The 18,447-nt window shown below is 61.3% G+C and carries 12 protein-coding genes; 10 read left to right on the top strand and 2 right to left on the bottom strand.

Annotated elements, in window-relative coordinates; translation table 11 throughout:
- Positions 1–68 precede the first annotated feature (68 nt).
- The 4 genes from BLQ01_RS01985 to rplL all read left to right on the top strand — a co-directional run bounded on the left by BLQ01_RS01985 (position 69) and on the right by rplL (position 3,681).
- Positions 69–1,175 (top strand): GNAT family N-acetyltransferase, encoded by a 1,107-nt coding sequence (locus tag BLQ01_RS01985; protein ID WP_091549908.1) that lies wholly within the window; start codon positions 69–71, stop codon positions 1,173–1,175.
- On the top strand, positions 1,154–2,323 hold the full coding sequence (locus tag BLQ01_RS01990; protein WP_091549910.1) for a GNAT family N-acetyltransferase: 1,170 nt from the start codon (positions 1,154–1,156) through the stop codon (positions 2,321–2,323). Before BLQ01_RS01985 ends, BLQ01_RS01990 begins: the two co-directional genes overlap by 22 nt.
- Positions 2,324–2,624: 301 nt before the next feature.
- Positions 2,625–3,227 carry a 50S ribosomal protein L10 gene (gene rplJ / locus BLQ01_RS01995; RefSeq protein WP_026539800.1) on the top strand — a complete coding sequence of 201 codons (603 nt, stop codon included), beginning with the start codon at positions 2,625–2,627 and terminating at the stop codon, positions 3,225–3,227.
- Positions 3,228–3,303: 76 nt separating this feature from the next.
- Positions 3,304–3,681, top strand: coding sequence for a 50S ribosomal protein L7/L12 (rplL, locus tag BLQ01_RS02000; protein ID WP_011775604.1), 378 nt, complete (start codon positions 3,304–3,306; stop codon positions 3,679–3,681).
- Between the two features lie 133 nt (positions 3,682–3,814).
- Here the strand turns inward: rplL and BLQ01_RS02005 are convergent, their stop codons facing one another.
- Both BLQ01_RS02005 and BLQ01_RS02010 read right to left on the bottom strand, forming a co-directional pair.
- The gene (locus BLQ01_RS02005) at positions 3,815–4,300 is read right to left on the bottom strand and encodes an aminoacyl-tRNA deacylase (protein WP_026539801.1); all 486 of its coding nucleotides are present in this window, start codon (positions 4,298–4,300) and stop codon (positions 3,815–3,817) included.
- 47 nt (positions 4,301–4,347) lie between these two features.
- Positions 4,348–5,547 (bottom strand): acetyl-CoA C-acetyltransferase, encoded by a 1,200-nt coding sequence (locus tag BLQ01_RS02010; protein ID WP_026539802.1) that lies wholly within the window; start codon positions 5,545–5,547, stop codon positions 4,348–4,350.
- 487 nt (positions 5,548–6,034) lie between these two features.
- Between BLQ01_RS02010 and rpoB the strand changes: the two genes are divergently transcribed.
- The 6 genes from rpoB to tuf all read left to right on the top strand — a co-directional run bounded on the left by rpoB (position 6,035) and on the right by tuf (position 18,413).
- Positions 6,035–9,541, top strand: coding sequence for a DNA-directed RNA polymerase subunit beta (gene rpoB, locus BLQ01_RS02015; RefSeq protein WP_026539803.1), 3,507 nt, complete (start codon positions 6,035–6,037; stop codon positions 9,539–9,541).
- A 103-nt stretch (positions 9,542–9,644) separates the two neighbouring features.
- The gene (locus tag BLQ01_RS02020) at positions 9,645–13,544 is read left to right on the top strand and encodes a DNA-directed RNA polymerase subunit beta' (RefSeq protein ID WP_026539804.1); all 3,900 of its coding nucleotides are present in this window, start codon (positions 9,645–9,647) and stop codon (positions 13,542–13,544) included.
- A 416-nt stretch (positions 13,545–13,960) separates the two neighbouring features.
- Positions 13,961–14,335: a 30S ribosomal protein S12 gene (gene rpsL / locus BLQ01_RS02025; protein ID WP_009358312.1), complete on the top strand. Its 375-nt coding sequence runs from the start codon at positions 13,961–13,963 to the stop codon at positions 14,333–14,335.
- A 1-nt stretch (position 14,336) separates the two neighbouring features.
- Entirely contained in the window at positions 14,337–14,807 is a 471-nt protein-coding gene (gene rpsG, locus BLQ01_RS02030) for a 30S ribosomal protein S7 (RefSeq protein ID WP_003803829.1), read from the top strand.
- Positions 14,808–14,876: 69 nt separating this feature from the next.
- The gene (gene fusA / locus BLQ01_RS02035) at positions 14,877–16,991 is read left to right on the top strand and encodes an elongation factor G (protein ID WP_026539805.1); all 2,115 of its coding nucleotides are present in this window, start codon (positions 14,877–14,879) and stop codon (positions 16,989–16,991) included.
- A 231-nt stretch (positions 16,992–17,222) separates the two neighbouring features.
- A complete protein-coding gene (gene tuf / locus BLQ01_RS02040; protein ID WP_011775598.1) occupies positions 17,223–18,413 on the top strand; it encodes an elongation factor Tu in 1,191 nt (396 codons plus the stop codon).
- Positions 18,414–18,447 lie beyond the last annotated feature (34 nt).

The raw sequence follows: 18,447 nt of genomic DNA on the forward strand, positions 1-18,447 counted from the left end.
CCTTTTTCTTGCCCGGATGTTGCCGCCCGCCCTGTTCGCAGCCCAAGGTGGGCCGTAGGCTGTGGTGCGTGTCGTCGTCGAACTCTTCCGAAAATAGCGGGCTGTCCGTCGAACGCATCCGCGTGCCCAACAAACCCGGCGAAGAATCTCCGGAATTCCAGGCGTTCCATCGACTGAACGTGGAGCATCACATGGAGCTCTGGGGCAACGCTGACCGCTGTGCCACCCTCACGGAGGCAGCCGTCTTCTGGCGCGGGAGTGAATACGAGGAACGGCAGGTGTTTCTGGCGTTTCTCGGTGATGCTGTGGTGGGCAGCGGCACGCTGACGCTGCCACTGAGCGAGAACACGACGACGGCGGGCGTGGACGTCCTTGTCGCCGCACCTTTCCGGCGGCACGGGTTTGGGTCCGGGATACTCAATGTCCTCGAACAGTTGGCGAAGGACCACGACCGCATCTCTTTTGACGGCTATTGCGGGGAACCGATCGGGCCGGTGCTGGCGGGCGCAGAGTTGGTGGAGGCGAAATCCGGAACGGGTGGTGTCCCATCGGACAACCCCTCCACGCGTTTTGCCCTTCATCACGGATATGCGCTGGAGCAAGTCGAAACGAACAGCACGATGGGCCTTCCCGTAGCGGAAACAGTCCTGGGCGCGCTGGAAGCTGAAGCGATGCCAAGAGCTGCGGGCTATAGCGTCGTTACCTGGCAGGACCGATGCCCCGAGGATCTGGTGAAGGTCTTCGCACGCCTCAAGAGCCTGATGAGTACGGAAGTGCCCATCGCCGGGTTGGGCTGGGAAGGCGAAGAGTGGGATGCGGTACGGGTCCGCCAGGAGGAGTCCACGTGGAGTGCCAGCGGACTTGATTGGGTGGTTGCGGTTGCGCGCCATGATGCCACGGGTGAATTGGCTGCCTATTCCGTCCTCACGCACCGTGTTGCGATGCCGGCGGTGGTCTTTCAGGAAGACACGTTGGTTGCCCCTGGACACCGTGGGCACCGCTTGGGGATGCTCGTCAAGATCGCCAACCTTCGCCGTGCAATGCAGCTTTGGCCGGACGCCACGTCGGTGATGACATGGAACGCCAATGAAAACCGGCATATGCTGGCCATTAATATCGCCCTGGGATTCAAGCCCTCCGGCTTGGAAGGCGAATGGCAGAAACGGTTGGGATGACTGTAGACGAGGCAAAGACCGTTCATGTCGAGCAGCTGTGGGTGCCTGACACCCTGGACAGCCCTGATGCCGCTGATTTCCTGGACGCCGTGGAAGTGGGCCGGCGGGTACGGATGGAGACCTGGGGGAGTGACGATCTCGCCTATACCCCGCTGGAGAAACTCCTGGAGTTCTCCGATCCTTATGAGCGCCAGATCATCCTGGTGGCCAAGGTAAACGGAACGATTGTGGGCACCGTGGACATCGCCTTGCCCCTGACGGACAACATGGACCTGGCCGAGTTCACCCTTGACATCCTGCCTGAGCATCAAAGCCAGGGCGTCGGGCGCCAATTGCTCGAGGCTGCGGAGGAGTTGGCCCGGGCGGAGGGCAGGACCATGATCCTGGTGGACACCAACCATCCTGCAACATCCCTGACTGAGGTTCCCGAAGACCAGTTGATCCCTGGAAGCGGTGCAGGCTTTGTGCCGGTCAGCAGCCGGGAAGTGGATTTCGCCAAACGTGCCGGCTATACGCTGCAGCACATTGAGCAGTTCAGCTCCTGCATACTGCCGCTGGACTCCAAACTGGTTGCTGACTTGCAGTTGGAGGCCGAGGAAGCCAACGGTGGCCGTTATGCGCTGCACCACTGGACGGACCGCTGCCCGGAACCGTGGCTTGAGGCCGTCGCCGAGTTGGAGAATGCGGCCGGTGAGGTGGTTCGCGACGAGGGGGACGAAGAAGCTCCTGAAGTGGAGGCAAGCGGCATGGTGTTCGACCCCGCCGTCCTTCGCGAAACTGAAGACGCAGCCCTGGCGCAGGGCCGGCGCACGGTGGTCACCGCCGTCGAACATGTCGAGACCGGAAGGCTGGTTGGCCTGACAACCATCAGCGTGCTGGCCCATCGCCAGGACGTGGTGTTCCAGGACGACACCTTGGTCCTCCAGGAACACCGGGGCAACAAGCTGGGCCTGCTGATCAAAGTGGCCAACATGGAGAGGCTCAGCGAGCAGTTCCCGGACGCCCGGGTGATCTACACCTGGAACGCACCGGAGAACCGTTACCTCCTTACGGTGAACAAGCAGTTGGGATTTACGACGGCGGGCGTCACCGGACTCTGGCAAAAGGAACTTCCCGGACGGGGCAAGGACACGACGTCGTCGGACTAGTCCGCCCCCGATTTGGTTTGGGGAACACTCTCCCGTAACCTTGAAGTACCAAAGACCGTCGGTTGATGGGAATCCACTCTTTCGAGCACAGCTCAATTCTGCAGTTGCGCCCGAGGGATCACAGTGAATTCCTTGACGAAGGACCCTGAACATAGGGCGGCCGGCGCAGGTGAACGAAGCAAGTCTCCACGGATTCAGTCTGTGTTGAGCCAAGCCCCGTGCATCTGCGCGGGGCGTTTTTAGTTTTAGCTCTCGTGAGCGGGGACCCGGAAGACCGGCTTTATTCCCCGGAAGGAGGGTTATGACAACGCCTAGCAAGGTTTCCGCTGTTGCGGAGATCACCAACGATTTCAAGGAATCGAACGCGGCTGTCCTGACCGAATACCGCGGGCTCACTGTTGCACAGCTCAAGGAACTGCGTGTTGCGCTCGGCCAGGACACCAAGTTCTCGGTCGTCAAGAACACCCTGAGTGCAATTGCAGCCAAGGAAGCTGGTGTTGATGCATTCAACGATCAGCTCGCCGGCCCTACTGCAATCGCCTTCATCAAGGGTGACGCTGTTGCTGCTGCCAAGAGCCTGACGGACTTTGCCAAGGCCAACAAGCAGCTGGTTATCAAGACCGGCGTCTTCGAAGGCAAGGCATTGGACGCAGCAGGAGTTGCCGCACTGGCAGCCCTCGAGTCCCGCGAACTGCAGCTTGCCCGCGTTGCTGGTGTCCTCAAGGCTCCCGCATCCGCTGCTGCACGCATCATCGACGCCCTGCGCCTCAAGCTTGAAGAAGAGGGCGGCGCATCTGCACCGGCCGCTGAAGAAGCTCCGGCTGAAGAGGCTGCTGTTGAGGCTGCTGCTGAAGAGGTTGCGGCTCCGGCCGAAGCCGCTGAAGCTGCAACCGAAGAGAACTAAGTTCTCCCCCCAATCAAACTCCGGTGCACGGAGCGGCCTGGTCCGCGCCTGTACCAACTAATGGAAGGACGCCACCATGGCGAAGCTCAGCAACGAAGAGCTCATTGAAGCTTTCAAGGAACTGACCATCATCGAGCTCTCCGAGTTCGTCAAGCTCTTCGAAGAGACCTTCGAAGTTACGGCTGCTGCTGTTGCAGTTGCCGGCCCCGCCGCTGGCGGAGCTGCTGAAGCTGCTGAAGAGAAGACCGAATTCGACGTCGTTCTCGAAGCTGCTGGCGACAAGAAGATCGCAGTGATCAAGGAAGTTCGCGCCATCACCTCCCTCGGCCTCAAGGAAGCCAAGGACCTGGTTGACAGCGCACCGAAGGCTGTTCTCGAAGGCGCCACCAAGGAAGCTGCCGAGAAGGCAAAGGCTCAGCTCGAAGAAGCCGGTGCAACGGTTACCCTCAAGTAACTCGTTCCTGCTTGTGGACGCCCCGTCCTCTCCTGCGAAGGAGAAGGCGGGGCTTCCTGCTTTTAACTGCAACGCAGGGTCACTTATTACCCGATAAACCCCCCTTGAGGGGGCCATAAGTGACCCCGCGTGGCTATTGGAGGGGTTCGCTGATGTCCGCCACCACCGCGCCGAGCGCGGCTGTGAGTGCGTCTGCATCCACGAAGGCACTGCGTCCGTGGGCGCCGGCTCCCATGGAGATGCGCCGGCCCGTGATACTGGCGTCCGCGTACACGGGCCACGGCGTCGTGCTGCCGAGCGGTGTGATGGTTCCCCGTTCGTAGCCGGTAGCGGCCAGCGCAACGTCAGCATGGGGAAGTGAGAGCTTGTTGACCCCCACCAGTGCACGCAGCTTCGGCCAGGAGATCTGGCGGTCCCCTGGAACCAGGGCGAACAGGAAGCTGCCATCGCGGTGCTTGACCACCAGCGACTTCACGATGTCTGCCGGGCTGATGCCCAGGATCCCGGCGGCTTCTTCCAGGCTGCGGGCTGCTGGACGCTCGACGACGTCCACGTCCAGTCCGCGGGCGGCAGCATCGGACAGGAACCGTTCGGCCCCGTCCGTCACAGGATCATTCACGTCGTTTCTCCTCGTCGGCGGTTTGGGACTCAGCCCCGGTTCGATCGTCAGTCGCGGTACAGGAGCAGGGCTTCACCTTGACCGCCGCCGCCGCACAGCGAAACAGCGGCCTTGCCTGTTCCCCTGCGCTTGAGTTCGTGGGCGGCATGCAACGCGAGCCGCGCTCCGGATGCTCCAATGGGGTGGCCCAATGCGATGGCGCCGCCATGGATGTTGCATTTCTCCAGCGGGTAGCGCAGGTCCTTGAGGGACTGGACTGCCACAGAGCCGAAAGCTTCATTGATTTCAATGAAGTCAAGGTCTTCCGCTTCCCAGCCGGCCCTTTTCAGTGCCTGGGCAATGGCATTGGATGGCTGGGAGTGCAGCGAGTTGTCCGGCCCGGCAACCTGGCCGGGCTTGCCGACCACAGCCAGGTAGTCCAGGCCGTTGTCCTCGGCGAAGCGTCGGCTGGTCAGAACCAGCGCGGAGGCTCCGTCGGACAGGGGAGAGGAGTTGCCGGCCGTGATGGTGCCGTCCGTGGCGAACGCGGCCTTGAGCGGGGCCAGGGTCTCCAGCGTGGTGTTGGGCCGGACGCCTTCGTCGGTGCTGAGTACCAGGGGATCGCCCTTGCGCTGCTTGACGCTCACCGGAGCAATTTCGACGTCGAACGTTCCGTCGGCGATTGCGGCAGCGGCACGCTGGTGGGAGGCAGCGGCCACTTCGTCCTGGGATTTGCGGTCAATGCCAAGTGTCACGTTCTTGGTTTCCGTGGACAACCCCATCGACTGCCCGTCGAAAGCGTCCGTGAGGCCGTCGTGCGCGGCAACATCCAAGGCCTGGACGGCACCGTATGTCCAGCCTTGGCGCGAACCCGGCAGGAGGTGGGGCGCGCGGGTCATTGATTCCTGACCGCCTGCAACCACCACTGTGGCATCTCCGCTGCGGATCATTCGTGCGGCATCGATGACTGCAGTGAGCCCCGAGAGGCACACCTTATTGATGGTTACTGCGGGGATGTTCCAGCCCACCCCCGCGGCAATGGCACTCTGGCGGGCCGGGTTCTGGCCGGCTCCTGCCTGGAGGACCTGCCCCATGATCACGGCGTCCACTTGTTCTGCTTTCACGCCGCTGGCCGCGAGGGCCGCGGTGATGGCATGCGCGCCAAGGTCGACGGCGGTGAATCCCGCCAGTTGCCCGTTGAGCCGGCCCTGTGGGGTGCGGGCAGCGGCAAGGATGACAACGTCATTGTCGTCAGCGGAGTTGGTCATGGTCTCTCTTCCGATCCGGGAGTGGTGTTGCAAGGCTGTCGCGGGGCGTGCGCCAGCCTACCCTTTCAACGGCTGTGCCCGCTGCTGCATTCCGTGGCCGGCAGGCGGGAACGGTGAGGGATCCGTCGTCGAGAGGGGACGGCCTTCTGTACCGACAGCTGGACTGCCTGCAGACGCTGCAGGGTCGGCCGGCTTAGGTGCCTGCAGCAACGGTGCTTGCAATCACGGACGATCTGGGGTAGACAGGAAGGCTGCTTTGCCGTATTGTAGATATTTGCGTCTTCCCTGTTAACCTTCAGCCTTCATATAGCGGTGGGCTTTACCTCTCAGCTGCGCCATTGACGTGCCGTTCCTTAACGTGCATAGCCAATGAGTGGACTGGGTCCGGGTCATATAGCGGAACCGGAATAAGTATCCTGCGGAGCACTCTGCGGGATGCAAACGGGGGAGATCTGAAAACGCCTGAAGGTCTGTGGAAGGATCCCTCTTGGTCGCCTCGAGCACCTCTAATAACGAAACCGCTAACACGGCAAGCACCGATGGTGCCACCCGCCGCCTCTCATTCGCAAAGATTCACGAACCGCTTGACGTTCCGAATCTTCTCGCCCTGCAGACGGACAGCTTTGACTGGCTCGTCGGAAACGAACGCTGGCAGGCGCGGGTAGCGAAGGCTGTCGAGGAGGGCGACCTCAGCGTCGCCACCACCTCCGGACTTGCCGACATCTTCGAAGAGATCTCCCCCATCGAGGACTTCCAGGGCACCATGTCCCTGAGCTTCTCCGAGCCGGAGTTCGCTGACCCGAAGTACACCATGGCCGAATGCAAAGACCGTGACGCCACTTACTCGGCACCGCTGTATGTCAAGGCCGAGTTCATGAACAACAACACGGGCGAAATCAAGCAGCAGACCGTGTTCATGGGCGACTTCCCCCTCATGACTGAAAAGGGAACGTTCGTCGTCAACGGCACCGAGCGTGTTGTTGTCTCCCAGTTGGTCCGTTCGCCGGGCGCCTACTTCGAGCGCACTGCAGACAAGACCAGTGACAAGGACATCTTCACTGCGAAGATCATCCCGTCCCGTGGTGCATGGTTCGAACTCGAAATCGACAAACGTGACCAGGTCGGCGTTCGCCTCGACCGCAAGCGCAAGCAGTCGGTCACGGTTCTCCTGAAGGCCCTCGGCTGGACCGAAGGCCAGATCCTGGAAGAGTTCGGCCAGTACGACTCCATGCGTGCAACGCTGGAGAAGGACGCCACCGAGACCCGCGAAGACGCGCTTCTGGACATCTACCGCAAGCTGCGTCCGGGCGAGCCGCCCACAGTCGAGGCTGCCCAGTCGCTGCTGGACAACCTGTACTTCAACGCAAAGCGCTACGATCTTGCCAAGGTTGGCCGTTACAAGATCAACCGCAAGCTCGGCATTGACCGCTCCCTTGGTGACAAGGAAGCGTCGGTCCTGCACGTTGAAGACATCGTCGCCATGATCAAGTACCTCGTTGCGCTTCACGCCGGCGAGAAGTCCCTCATGGGCAAGCGCGATGGCGAAGACCACGAGCTCCGTGTTGACGTCGACGACATCGACCACTTCGGCAACCGTCGCATCCGCGCCGTGGGCGAACTGATCGAGAACCAGGTCCGCACCGGTCTTTCCCGCATGGAACGCGTCGTCCGCGAACGCATGACCACGCAGGACGTCGAGGCCATCACGCCGCAGACGCTGATCAACATCCGTCCCGTTGTTGCAGCCATCAAGGAGTTCTTCGGAACCTCCCAGCTGTCGCAGTTCATGGACCAGAACAACCCGCTCTCGGGTTTGACCCACAAGCGCCGCCTGTCGGCACTTGGCCCGGGTGGTCTGTCCCGCGACCGTGCAGGCATGGAAGTTCGAGACGTTCACCCGTCCCACTACGGACGTATGTGCCCCATCGAAACTCCTGAAGGCCCGAACATTGGTCTGATCGGTTCGCTGGCCTCCTACGGCCGCATCAACCCGTTCGGCTTCATCGAGACGCCGTACCGCCTGGTTTCCGAAGGCGTCGTTTCCGACGAGGTCCAGTACCTGACCGCCGACGACGAAGCTGAGGTCCTGATCGCACAGGCCAACGCTCCGCTGGATGCTGACAAGAAGTTCTCCGAAGAGACCGTCCTTGTCCGTGCCCGCGGTGGTGGAGGCGAGCCCGTTCTGGTTCCGGCCGGCGAAGTCCAGTTCATGGACGTTTCCCCGCGCCAGATGGTGTCCGTGGCAACCGCCCTGATCCCGTTCCTCGAGCATGACGATGCAAACCGCGCACTCATGGGTGCCAACATGCAGCGCCAGGCCGTGCCGCTGGTCCGTTCCGAGGCTCCTTTCGTGGGCACCGGCATGGAGCGCGCAGCAGCCGTCGACGCCGGTGACGTTGTCATCGCGAAGAAGGCAGGTGTGGTCACCGAGGTTTCCGCCGAGCTGGTTGTCATGATCAACGACGACGGCACCGAGACCAACTACCGCATCAACAAGTTCGCCCGTTCCAACCAGGGCAACTGCTACAACCACCGCGTACTGGTCAACGAAGGCCAGCGCCTGGAAGTTGGCGGCATCATCGCTGACGGTCCCGCAACGGACCAGGGTGAACTGGCCCTCGGTAAGAACCTCCTCGTGGCATTCATGTCATGGGAAGGCCACAACTTCGAGGACGCCATCATCCTGTCGCAGCGCATTGTTGCTGAGGACGTTCTTTCCTCCATCCACATCGAGGAGCACGAAATTGATGCCCGCGACACCAAGCTTGGTGCCGAGGAAATCACCCGTGACATCCCCAACGTGTCCGAGGAAGTCCTTGCAGGCCTGGACGAGCGCGGCATCATCCACATCGGTGCCGAGGTTGAAGCCGGCGACATCCTGGTCGGAAAGGTCACCCCTAAGGGTGAAACAGAACTGACCCCGGAAGAGCGCCTCCTGCGCGCCATCTTCGGTGAGAAGTCCCGCGAAGTCCGCGACACCTCGCTGAAGGTGCCCCACGGCGAGTCCGGTACGGTCATCGGCGTGCGCGTCTTCGACCGCGACAACGACGACGAACTGCCCCCGGGCGTGAACCAGCTGGTCCGCGTCTACGTTGCAGCCAAGCGTAAGATCACCGACGGCGACAAGCTCGCCGGCCGTCACGGCAACAAGGGTGTTATCTCCAAGATCCTCCCGATCGAGGACATGCCCTTCCTTGCAGACGGTACCCCGGTGGACATCGTCCTGAACCCGCTTGGTGTTCCGGGTCGAATGAACGTTGGACAGGTCCTGGAAACCCACCTCGGTTGGGTTGCCAAGACCGGTTGGAAGATCGAAGGCGAGCCTGAGTGGGTCAAGAACCTGCCCAACCTGCCCCGTGAAACCGGCCAGACCACCGTTGCCACCCCGGTGTTCGATGGCGCCCGTGAAGAAGAAATCACTGGCCTGCTTGACTCCACCAACGTGACCCGCGACGGCGACCGCCTGATCGATTCCTCCGGCAAGACCCGTCTGTTCGACGGCCGCTCCGGCGAGCCGTTCCCGGACCCGATCTCCGTCGGTTACATGTACATCCTGAAGCTCCACCACTTGGTGGACGACAAGATCCACGCGCGCTCCACCGGCCCGTACTCCATGATCACCCAGCAGCCGCTGGGTGGTAAGGCCCAGTTCGGTGGCCAGCGCTTCGGTGAAATGGAAGTGTGGGCGCTCGAAGCTTACGGTGCCGCCTACACGCTTCAGGAACTCCTCACGATCAAGTCTGATGACATCCATGGTCGTGTGAAGGTCTACGAAGCCATCGTCAAGGGCGAGAACATCCCTGAGCCTGGCGTTCCCGAGTCCTTCAAGGTCTTGATCAAGGAAATGCAGTCGTTGTGCCTGAACGTGGAAGTTCTTTCCACCGACGGAACCACGATCGAAATGCGTGACTCTGATGACGCAGTCTTCACGGCTGCGGAAGAACTGGGCATCGATCTGTCTCGTGCAGAGCCCAGTTCCGTAGAAGAGGTCTAGCAGCTGTTCCGGCGGGCAGCCTCAACCACTGTCCGTCGGAACAACTCCCTCTTCCCGTAACCAAGACTTCAGAATTTAGAGAACAAGAGAGAACAGGGACCATATGTCCAGCGAATCCTCCTTCGGCCTCATGCAGATCGGCCTCGCCACCGCGGAAGACATCCGCGGATGGTCTTACGGTGAGGTCAAGAAGCCGGAAACCATCAACTACCGCACGCTCAAGCCCGAGAAGGACGGCCTCTTCTGCGAGAAGATCTTCGGCCCGTCCCGCGACTGGGAATGCTACTGCGGCAAGTACAAGCGCGTCCGCTTCAAGGGCATCATTTGCGAGCGTTGTGGCGTTGAAGTCACCCGCGCCAAGGTGCGCCGTGAGCGCATGGGCCACATTGAACTGGCTGCGCCTGTAACCCACATCTGGTACTTCAAGGGCGTTCCTTCGCGCTTGGGCTACCTTTTGGACCTGGCACCGAAGGACCTTGAAAAGGTCATCTACTTTGCTGCCTACATGATCACCAGCGTTGACACCGAATCCCGTCACGCCGAACTGCCGAACCTCCAGGTCGAGCACGACCTCGAGAAGAAGCAGATGGTGGACAACCGCGACAGCGACATCGCCACAATCGCCCGCGACCTTGAAGACGAGCTTGCCCGTCTCGAGGGCGAAGGCGCCAAGGCTGCCGACAAGAAGAAGGCCCGCGACTCTGCTGACCGCCAGATGGCGAACGTCCGCAAGCGTGCCGACGCCGACATCGAGCGCCTCGAGCAGGTCTGGGACCGCTTCAAGAACCTCAAGGTCGCTGACCTTGAAGGTGATGAAGGCCTCTACCGCGAACTGCGCGACCGCTACGGTCTGTACTTCGAAGGCTCCATGGGTGCCGAAGCCATCAAGAAGCGTCTTGAGACCTTCGACATGCAGGCTGAGGCTGAGTCGTTGCGCGACACCATCCAGAACGGCAAGGGCCAGCGTAAGACGCGTGCCCTGAAGCGCCTGAAGGTTGTCAACGCGTTCCTGACCACCAACAACAGCCCGCTCGGCATGGTTCTTGACGCCGTTCCGGTGATCCCGCCGGAACTGCGCCCGATGGTCCAGCTTGACGGTGGCCGCTTCGCGACCTCCGACCTCAACGACCTCTACCGCCGTGTGATCAACCGCAACAACCGACTCAAGCGCCTGCTTGACCTCGGTGCTCCGGAGATCATCGTCAACAACGAGAAGCGCATGCTTCAGGAAGCTGTTGACAGCCTCTTCGACAACGGTCGTCGTGGCCGTCCCGTCACCGGTCCTGGCAACCGTCCCCTGAAGTCCCTGAGCGACATGCTCAAGGGCAAGCAGGGTCGTTTCCGCCAGAACCTCCTCGGCAAGCGCGTTGACTACTCCGGCCGTTCGGTCATCGTGGTTGGCCCGCAGCTGAAGCTGCACCAGTGTGGTCTGCCCAAGCAGATGGCCCTGGAGCTCTTCAAGCCGTTCGTGATGAAGCGCCTGGTTGACCTCAACCACGCACAGAACATCAAGTCGGCAAAGCGCATGGTCGAGCGTTACCGTCCGCAGGTCTGGGACGTTCTGGAAGAGATCATCACCGAACACCCGGTGCTGCTCAACCGTGCACCTACCCTGCACCGCCTTGGCATCCAGGCCTTCGAACCGCAGCTTGTGGAAGGCAAGGCAATCCAGCTTCACCCGCTGGTTTGTGGCGCCTTCAACGCTGACTTCGACGGCGACCAGATGGCAGTCCACCTGCCGCTGAGCCCGGAGGCCCAGGCCGAAGCACGCATCCTGATGCTGTCCTCGAACAACATCCTGAAGCCGTCCGATGGCCGTCCGGTGACCCTGCCTTCGCAGGATATGATCATCGGCCTGTACCACCTGACCACCAAGCGCGTCGGTTCTGCCGGCGAAGGCCGTATCTTCTCCTCGGTTTCGGAAGCCATCATGGCTTACGACGCCCGCGATCTGCACCTGAACTCCCAGGTCAAGATCCGTTTGGATGACTTCGTGCCTTACGCAGGATGGGAAGCTCCGGAAGGTTGGGAGCCCGGTCAGCCGGCTCTCGTTGAGACCTCCCTGGGACAGGTCATCTTCAACCAGACACTGCCTGAGGATTACCCCTGGGTAGAGGCTGTTGCCGACAAGGGCGAACTGTCCCGGATCGTCAACGACCTCGCCGAGCGCTACCCGAAGGTTGTTACGGCGGCAACGCTGGACAACCTCAAGGACGCAGGCTTCTACTGGGCCACCCGTTCGGGTGTCACGGTTGCCATCTCCGACATCGAGGTGCCTACTTCCAAGCCTGCCATCCTGGCCGGTTACGAAGCCATGGCTGCCAAGATCCAGGGCCAGTACGACAAGGGCCTGATCGACGACGACGAGCGTCGCCAGGAACTGATCGAAATCTGGAACAAGGCAACCAACGAGATCGCCCAGGCGATGCGTGACAGCCTGTCCCCGATGAACACCATCAACCGCATGGTCTCCTCCGGTGCACGTGGTAACTGGATGCAGGTCCGCCAGATCGCGGGTATCCGTGGTCTTGTGGCCAACCCGAAGGGCGAGATCATTCCGCGCCCGATCAAGTCCTCCTACCGCGAGGGCCTGTCGGTGCTGGAATACTTCATCGCCACGCACGGTGCCCGTAAGGGTCTGGCCGATACCGCTCTCCGTACCGCCAACTCGGGTTACCTGACCCGTCGTCTGGTGGACGTTTCGCAGGACGTCATCGTCCGCGAAGAGGACTGCGGTACCGAGCGCGGTCTGCTCACGCCGATCGCCGTGCCGGATTCCAACGGTGAGCTCGTCCTGGACGAGAACGTCGAGAACAGCGCCTACGCACGTACGCTGGCTGTCGACGTCGTCGATGCCCAGGGCAATGTCCTGGCTGCCGGCGGCACCGACTGCGGCGACGTCGTTATCGACCAGTTGCTGGCTGCAGGCATCACCGAGGTCAAGGTCCGCTCCGTACTCACCTGTGAGTCCAAGGTCGGCACCTGCGCGCTCTGCTACGGCCGTTCGCTGGCCACCGGCAAGACCGTGGATATCGGCGAGGCCGTGGGCATTATTGCCGCACAGTCCATCGGTGAGCCCGGTACGCAGCTGACCATGCGTACGTTCCACACCGGTGGAGCTGTTTCCGCCGGTGGTGGCGACGACATCACCCAGGGGCTGCCCCGTATCCAGGAGCTCTTCGAAGCCCGTACTCCGAAGGGTGTCGCACCGATTGCTGAAGCAGCCGGCCGCATCACCATCGAAGAGTCCGAGCGCCAGATGCGCCTGGTCATCACTCCGGACGATGGTTCCGAAGAGATTGCCTACCCGGTACTGCGCCGTTCACGTCTCCTCATCGAAGATGGCGATCACGTCAGCGTCGGCCAGAAGCTGATCAACGGTCCGGTGGACCCGAAGCAGGTTCTGCGCATCATGGGTCCGCGTGCTGCACAGAAGTTCCTCGTGGACGAAGTCCAGGGCGTTTACCGCAGCCAGGGTATTGGTATCCACGACAAGCACGTCGAGGTTATCGTCCGCCAGATGCTGCGCCGCGTGACCGTCATCGAATCCGGCGACTCCGACCTGCTCCCCGGTGAGCTTGCAGAGCGCGCCCGCTTCGAGGACGAGAACCGCCGCGTCGTGTCCGAGGGCAAGTCCCCGGCTTCGGGTCGTCCGGAACTCATGGGTATCACCAAGGCTTCCTTGGCTACCGAGTCCTGGCTGTCGGCAGCTTCCTTCCAGGAAACCACCCGCGTCCTGACGCAGGCGGCCATGGAAGGCAAGAGCGATCCCCTGCTCGGCCTGAAGGAAAACGTCATCATCGGTAAGCTCATCCCGGCTGGTACGGGTTTGCCCCGCTACACAGAGGTCACTGTGGAGCCGACGGAAGAAGCAAAGGCAAGCCTGTTCACGGGCCCCAGCGCTTTCACCGACTTCTCCTATGACGCCCTGGGTGGCGACGGCGCTCCCGAGTTCCACGCCATCCCGTTGGATGACTACGATCTCGGCAACGACTTCCGCTAAACCGGTAAGTTGAAGCTGTAAAGGCCGGACCCCGCACTCTTGAGTGCGGGGTCCGGCCCGTTAACGCGTGCGCCTTTCGCTCGATGACCCGGGGGAGTGGCGGACGACGGCGGCAGCCCGGTTCCGCCGTCGGCCTCCATACACCCGATTAAGGCCTCAGATCAAGCCGTGCTAGACTTTTGGTAATTGTTCTGTGTGGCAGTGGATGAAGGCCGCCGCAGCATCATTTTGGTTTTGTTCTCATGGTGCTGGGTGGAGCCTGTTTCCGGGTTGCGGGCAACATGCGCAACGAATGCCGCACTTTTGCACGCCTACCGGAGTTTCGGCCGGCTGCACGAGCAACGCCAAAGTTCCCACGTTTACCCAGGCTGGCGCCTGTGTGTGGGGGCAGAGATCAAACAACGGAGAACACGAAAGTGCCTACGATTAACCAGCTGGTCCGCAAGGGCCGCACGCCGAAGGTCTCCAAGACCAAGGCTCCCGCGCTGAAGGGCAGCCCGATGCGCCGCGGTGTTTGCACCCGCGTTTACACCACCACCCCCAAGAAGCCGAACTCGGCTCTCCGTAAGGTGGCACGTGTGCGTCTCAACGGTGGCGTGGAAGTAACCGCTTACATCCCCGGTGTTGGCCACAACCTCCAGGAGCACTCCATCGTGCTCGTCCGTGGTGGTCGTGTGAAGGACCTTCCGGGTGTCCGCTACAAGATCGTCCGCGGCGCACTCGACACCCAGGGTGTCAAGAACCGCAAGCAGGCCCGCAGCCGTTACGGCGCAAAGATGGAGAAGAAGTAATATGCCTCGCAAGGGTCCGGCCCCGAAGCGGCCGCTAGTTTCCGATCCCGTTTACGGCTCCCCGTTGGTCACTCAGCTGATCAACAAGGTTCTTGTCGACGGCAAGAAGTCCACCGCAGAGCGCATCGTTTACGGCGCACTCGAAGGTGCACGTGCCAAGTCCGGCGGCGACCCCGTTGCCGCTCTCAAGAAGGCCATGGACAACGTCAAGCCTTCCCTCGAGGTGCGTTCACGCCGTGTTGGTGGCGCTACCTACCAGGTTCCGGTTGAGGTCAAGCCGGGTCGCTCCACCGCTCTCGCTCTGCGTTGGCTCGTGGGCTACTCCAAGGCCCGCCGCGAGAAGACCATGACCGAGCGTCTCCAGAACGAAATCCTGGATGCCTCCAATGGTCTTGGTGCCGCTGTGAAGCGTCGCGAAGACACCCACAAGATGGCCGAGTCCAACAAGGCCTTCGCACACTACCGCTGGTAAAAACTTTCCGGACGCCGCCGGCTCACTGAGCCGGCGGCGAACGTGTAGTCCATCCGAAAGGGAGACCCCGTGGCACAGGACGTGCTTACCGACCTTAATAAGGTCCGCAATATCGGCATCATGGCCCACATCGATGCCGGCAAGACCACCACTACCGAGCGCATCCTGTTCTACACGGGTGTGAACCACAAGATCGGCGAGACGCACGACGGCGCTTCGACGACCGACTGGATGGAACAGGAAAAGGAACGCGGCATCACCATCACGTCTGCCGCCGTGACTTGCTTCTGGGACAAGAACCAGATCAACATCATCGACACCCCGGGCCACGTTGACTTCACGGTTGAGGTTGAGCGCTCCCTGCGCGTCCTCGACGGTGCAGTTGCAGTGTTCGACGGCAAGGAAGGCGTGGAGCCGCAGTCCGAGACTGTTTGGCGCCAGGCTGACAAGTACAACGTTCCGCGTATCTGCTTCGTCAACAAGATGGACAAGCTGGGCGCTGACTTCTACTTCACCGTAGACACCATCATCTCCCGCCTTGGTGCCAAGCCGCTGGTCATGCAGCTGCCCATCGGCGCTGAGAACGACTTCATCGGTGTTGTTGACCTCCTCGAAATGCGCGCCCTGGTTTGGCCTGGCGACGCTAAGGGTGACGTCACCATGGGCGCTTCCTACGAAGTGCAGGAAATCCCGGCGGACCTCCAGGCCAAGGCCGAAGAGTACCGTGCACAGCTCGTTGAGACTGTGGCCGAGGCTTCCGAAGAGCTCATGGAGAAGTACCTCGAAGGTGAAGAACTCACCCTTGAGGAACTGAAGGCCGGCATCCGCAAGATGACCATCAACTCCGAGCTCTACCCGGTGTTCTGTGGTTCTGCCTTCAAGAACCGCGGTGTCCAGCCGATGCTTGACGCTGTTGTTGACTTCCTGCCGAACCCGCTCGACGTCCCGCCGATGATCGGTCACGATCCCCGCGACGAAGAGAAGGAACTGACGCGTAAGCCTTCTGCTGACGAGCCGTTCTCGGCCCTCGCCTTCAAGATCGCTGCGCACCCGTTCTTCGGTCAGCTGACCTTCGTCCGCGTGTACTCCGGTCACGTTGAGGCCGGCGCCCAGGTGGTTAACTCCACCAAGGGCAAGAAGGAACGTATCGGCAAGCTGTTCCAGATGCACGCCAACAAGGAAATGCCCGTTGAGGGCGCTACCGCCGGCCACATCTACGCAGCGATCGGTCTGAAGGACACCACCACGGGTGACACCCTGTGTGATGCCAACAACCAGATCGTCCTCGAGTCCATGAGCTTCCCGGAGCCCGTGATCTCGGTTGCCATCGAGCCCAACACCAAGGGTGACCAGGAGAAGCTCTCCACGGCCATCCAGAAGCTCTCCGCTGAGGACCCGACCTTCCAGGTCTCCCTCAACGAAGACACGGGCCAGACCATCATCGCCGGCATGGGCGAGCTTCACCTGGACATCCTGGTGGACCGCATGCGCCGCGAATTCAAGGTCGAGGCAAACGTCGGCAAGCCGCAGGTTGCTTACCGCGAAACCATCAAGCGCGCAGTCGAGCGTCATGACTACACGCACAAGAAGCAGACCGGTGGTTCGGGTCAGTTCGCAAAGATCCAGATCGCGATCGAGCCCATGGACACCGCCTCCGGCGAGCTGTACGCATTCGAGAACAAGGTCACTGGTGGCCGCGTTCCGCGTGAATACATCCCGTCCGTTGACGCCGGTATCCAGGATGCACTGAACGACGGCGTCCTGGCCGGTTACCCGGTTGTCGGCATCAAGGCCACGCTGATCGATGGCGCGTCCCACGATGTTGACTCCTCGGAAATGGCGTTCAAGATCGCCGGCCGTATGGCTTTCAAGGAAGCTGCACGCAAGGCGAACCCTGTTCTGCTTGAACCGCTGATGGATGTTGAGGTCCGCACACCTGAGGAATACATGGGTGATGTTATTGGTGACCTGAACGCCCGCCGTGGCCAGATGCAGTCCATGGAAGACGCAGCAGGTGTGAAGGTTATCCGTGCACACGTTCCGCTGTCCGGCATGTTCGGCTACATCGGTGACCTCCGGTCCAAGACCCAGGGTCGCGCTGTGTACTCCATGACGTTCAACAGCTACGCGGAGGTCCCGAAGGCAGTAGCCGACGAGATCATCCAGAAAACCCGCGGCGAGTAATCTCCCGGTAACGGATGCAATTCCGGAATCGGGAAGGCATCTAAGCGCGTGAGGCGGGGCTGCGGCGAGAGCCGCAGCCCGGCCCCTGCGCAAACAGGCTCGAGGAACTATTATTGGTTCCTGAATCTGCAATTTCACCAAAACCAAGCCCCCAAGTAGACTTGCTAAAGTTTCTGCCGCGAAAAGCGCGGCCGAGGAGCACTTCACTTGAAATCGTTCTAGGAGGAACCTGTGGCAAAGGCAAAGTTCGAGCGGACTAAGCCGCACGTCAACATCGGCACCATTGGTCACGTTGACCACGGTAAGACGACGCTGACTGCCGCCATTTCCAAGGTGCTGTACGACCAGTACCCGGATCTCAACGAGCAGCGCGACTTCGCGTCGATTGACTCTGCTCCGGAAGAGCGCCAGCGCGGTATTACCATCAACATCTCCCACGTGGAGTACCAGACCGAGAAGCGCCACTACGCACACGTAGACGCCCCGGGTCACGCTGACTACATCAAGAACATGATCACCGGTGCTGCCCAGATGGACGGCGCAATCCTCGTGGTTGCTGCAACCGATGGTCCGATGGCTCAGACCCGTGAGCACGTTCTGCTCGCACGCCAGGTTGGTGTTCCCTACCTGCTGGTCGCACTGAACAAGTCCGACATGGTTGATGACGAAGAACTCCTCGACCTCGTCGAAATGGAAGTTCGTGAGCTCCTGAGCTCGCAGGGCTTCGATGGCGATGAGGCTCCGGTTGTTCGCGTTTCCGGCCTCAAGGCTCTGGAAGGCGACCCGGTTTGGGTCAAGTCCGTCCAGGACCTGATGGCAGCTGTCGACGAGTCCGTTCCGGACCCCGTACGTGACCGCGACAAGCCGTTCCTGATGCCGATCGAAGACGTCTTCACGATCACCGGTCGTGGCACCGTTGTTACGGGCCGCGCCGAGCGTGGAACCCTCGCCATCAACTCCGAGGTTGAGATCGTCGGCATCCGCCCGATCCAGAAGACCACGGTTACCGGTATCGAGATGTTCCACAAGCAGCTCGACGAAGCATGGGCCGGCGAGAACTGTGGCCTCCTGCTCCGCGGTCTGAAGCGCGACGATGTCGAGCGTGGCCAGGTTGTCGTCAAGCCGGGTTCCATCACCCCGCACACCGACTTCGAGGCCAACGTCTACATCCTTTCCAAGGACGAAGGCGGACGTCACAACCCGTTCTACTCCAACTACCGCCCGCAGTTCTACTTCCGTACCACGGACGTAACCGGCGTTATCACCCTGCCGGAAGGCACGGAAATGGTTATGCCTGGCGACAACACTGAGATGACCGTTGCGCTCATCCAGCCGATCGCTATGGAAGAGGGCCTCGGCTTCGCTATCCGCGAAGGCGGCCGCACCGTTGGTTCAGGACGTGTCACCAGCATCATCAAGTAGTCACTACTTGTAGAGCTGTGACCTTCCGGCCCAG

It is taken from the genome of Arthrobacter sp. UNCCL28, assembly GCF_900102805.1.
Lineage (GTDB): Bacteria > Actinomycetota > Actinomycetes > Actinomycetales > Micrococcaceae > Arthrobacter > Arthrobacter nicotinovorans_A.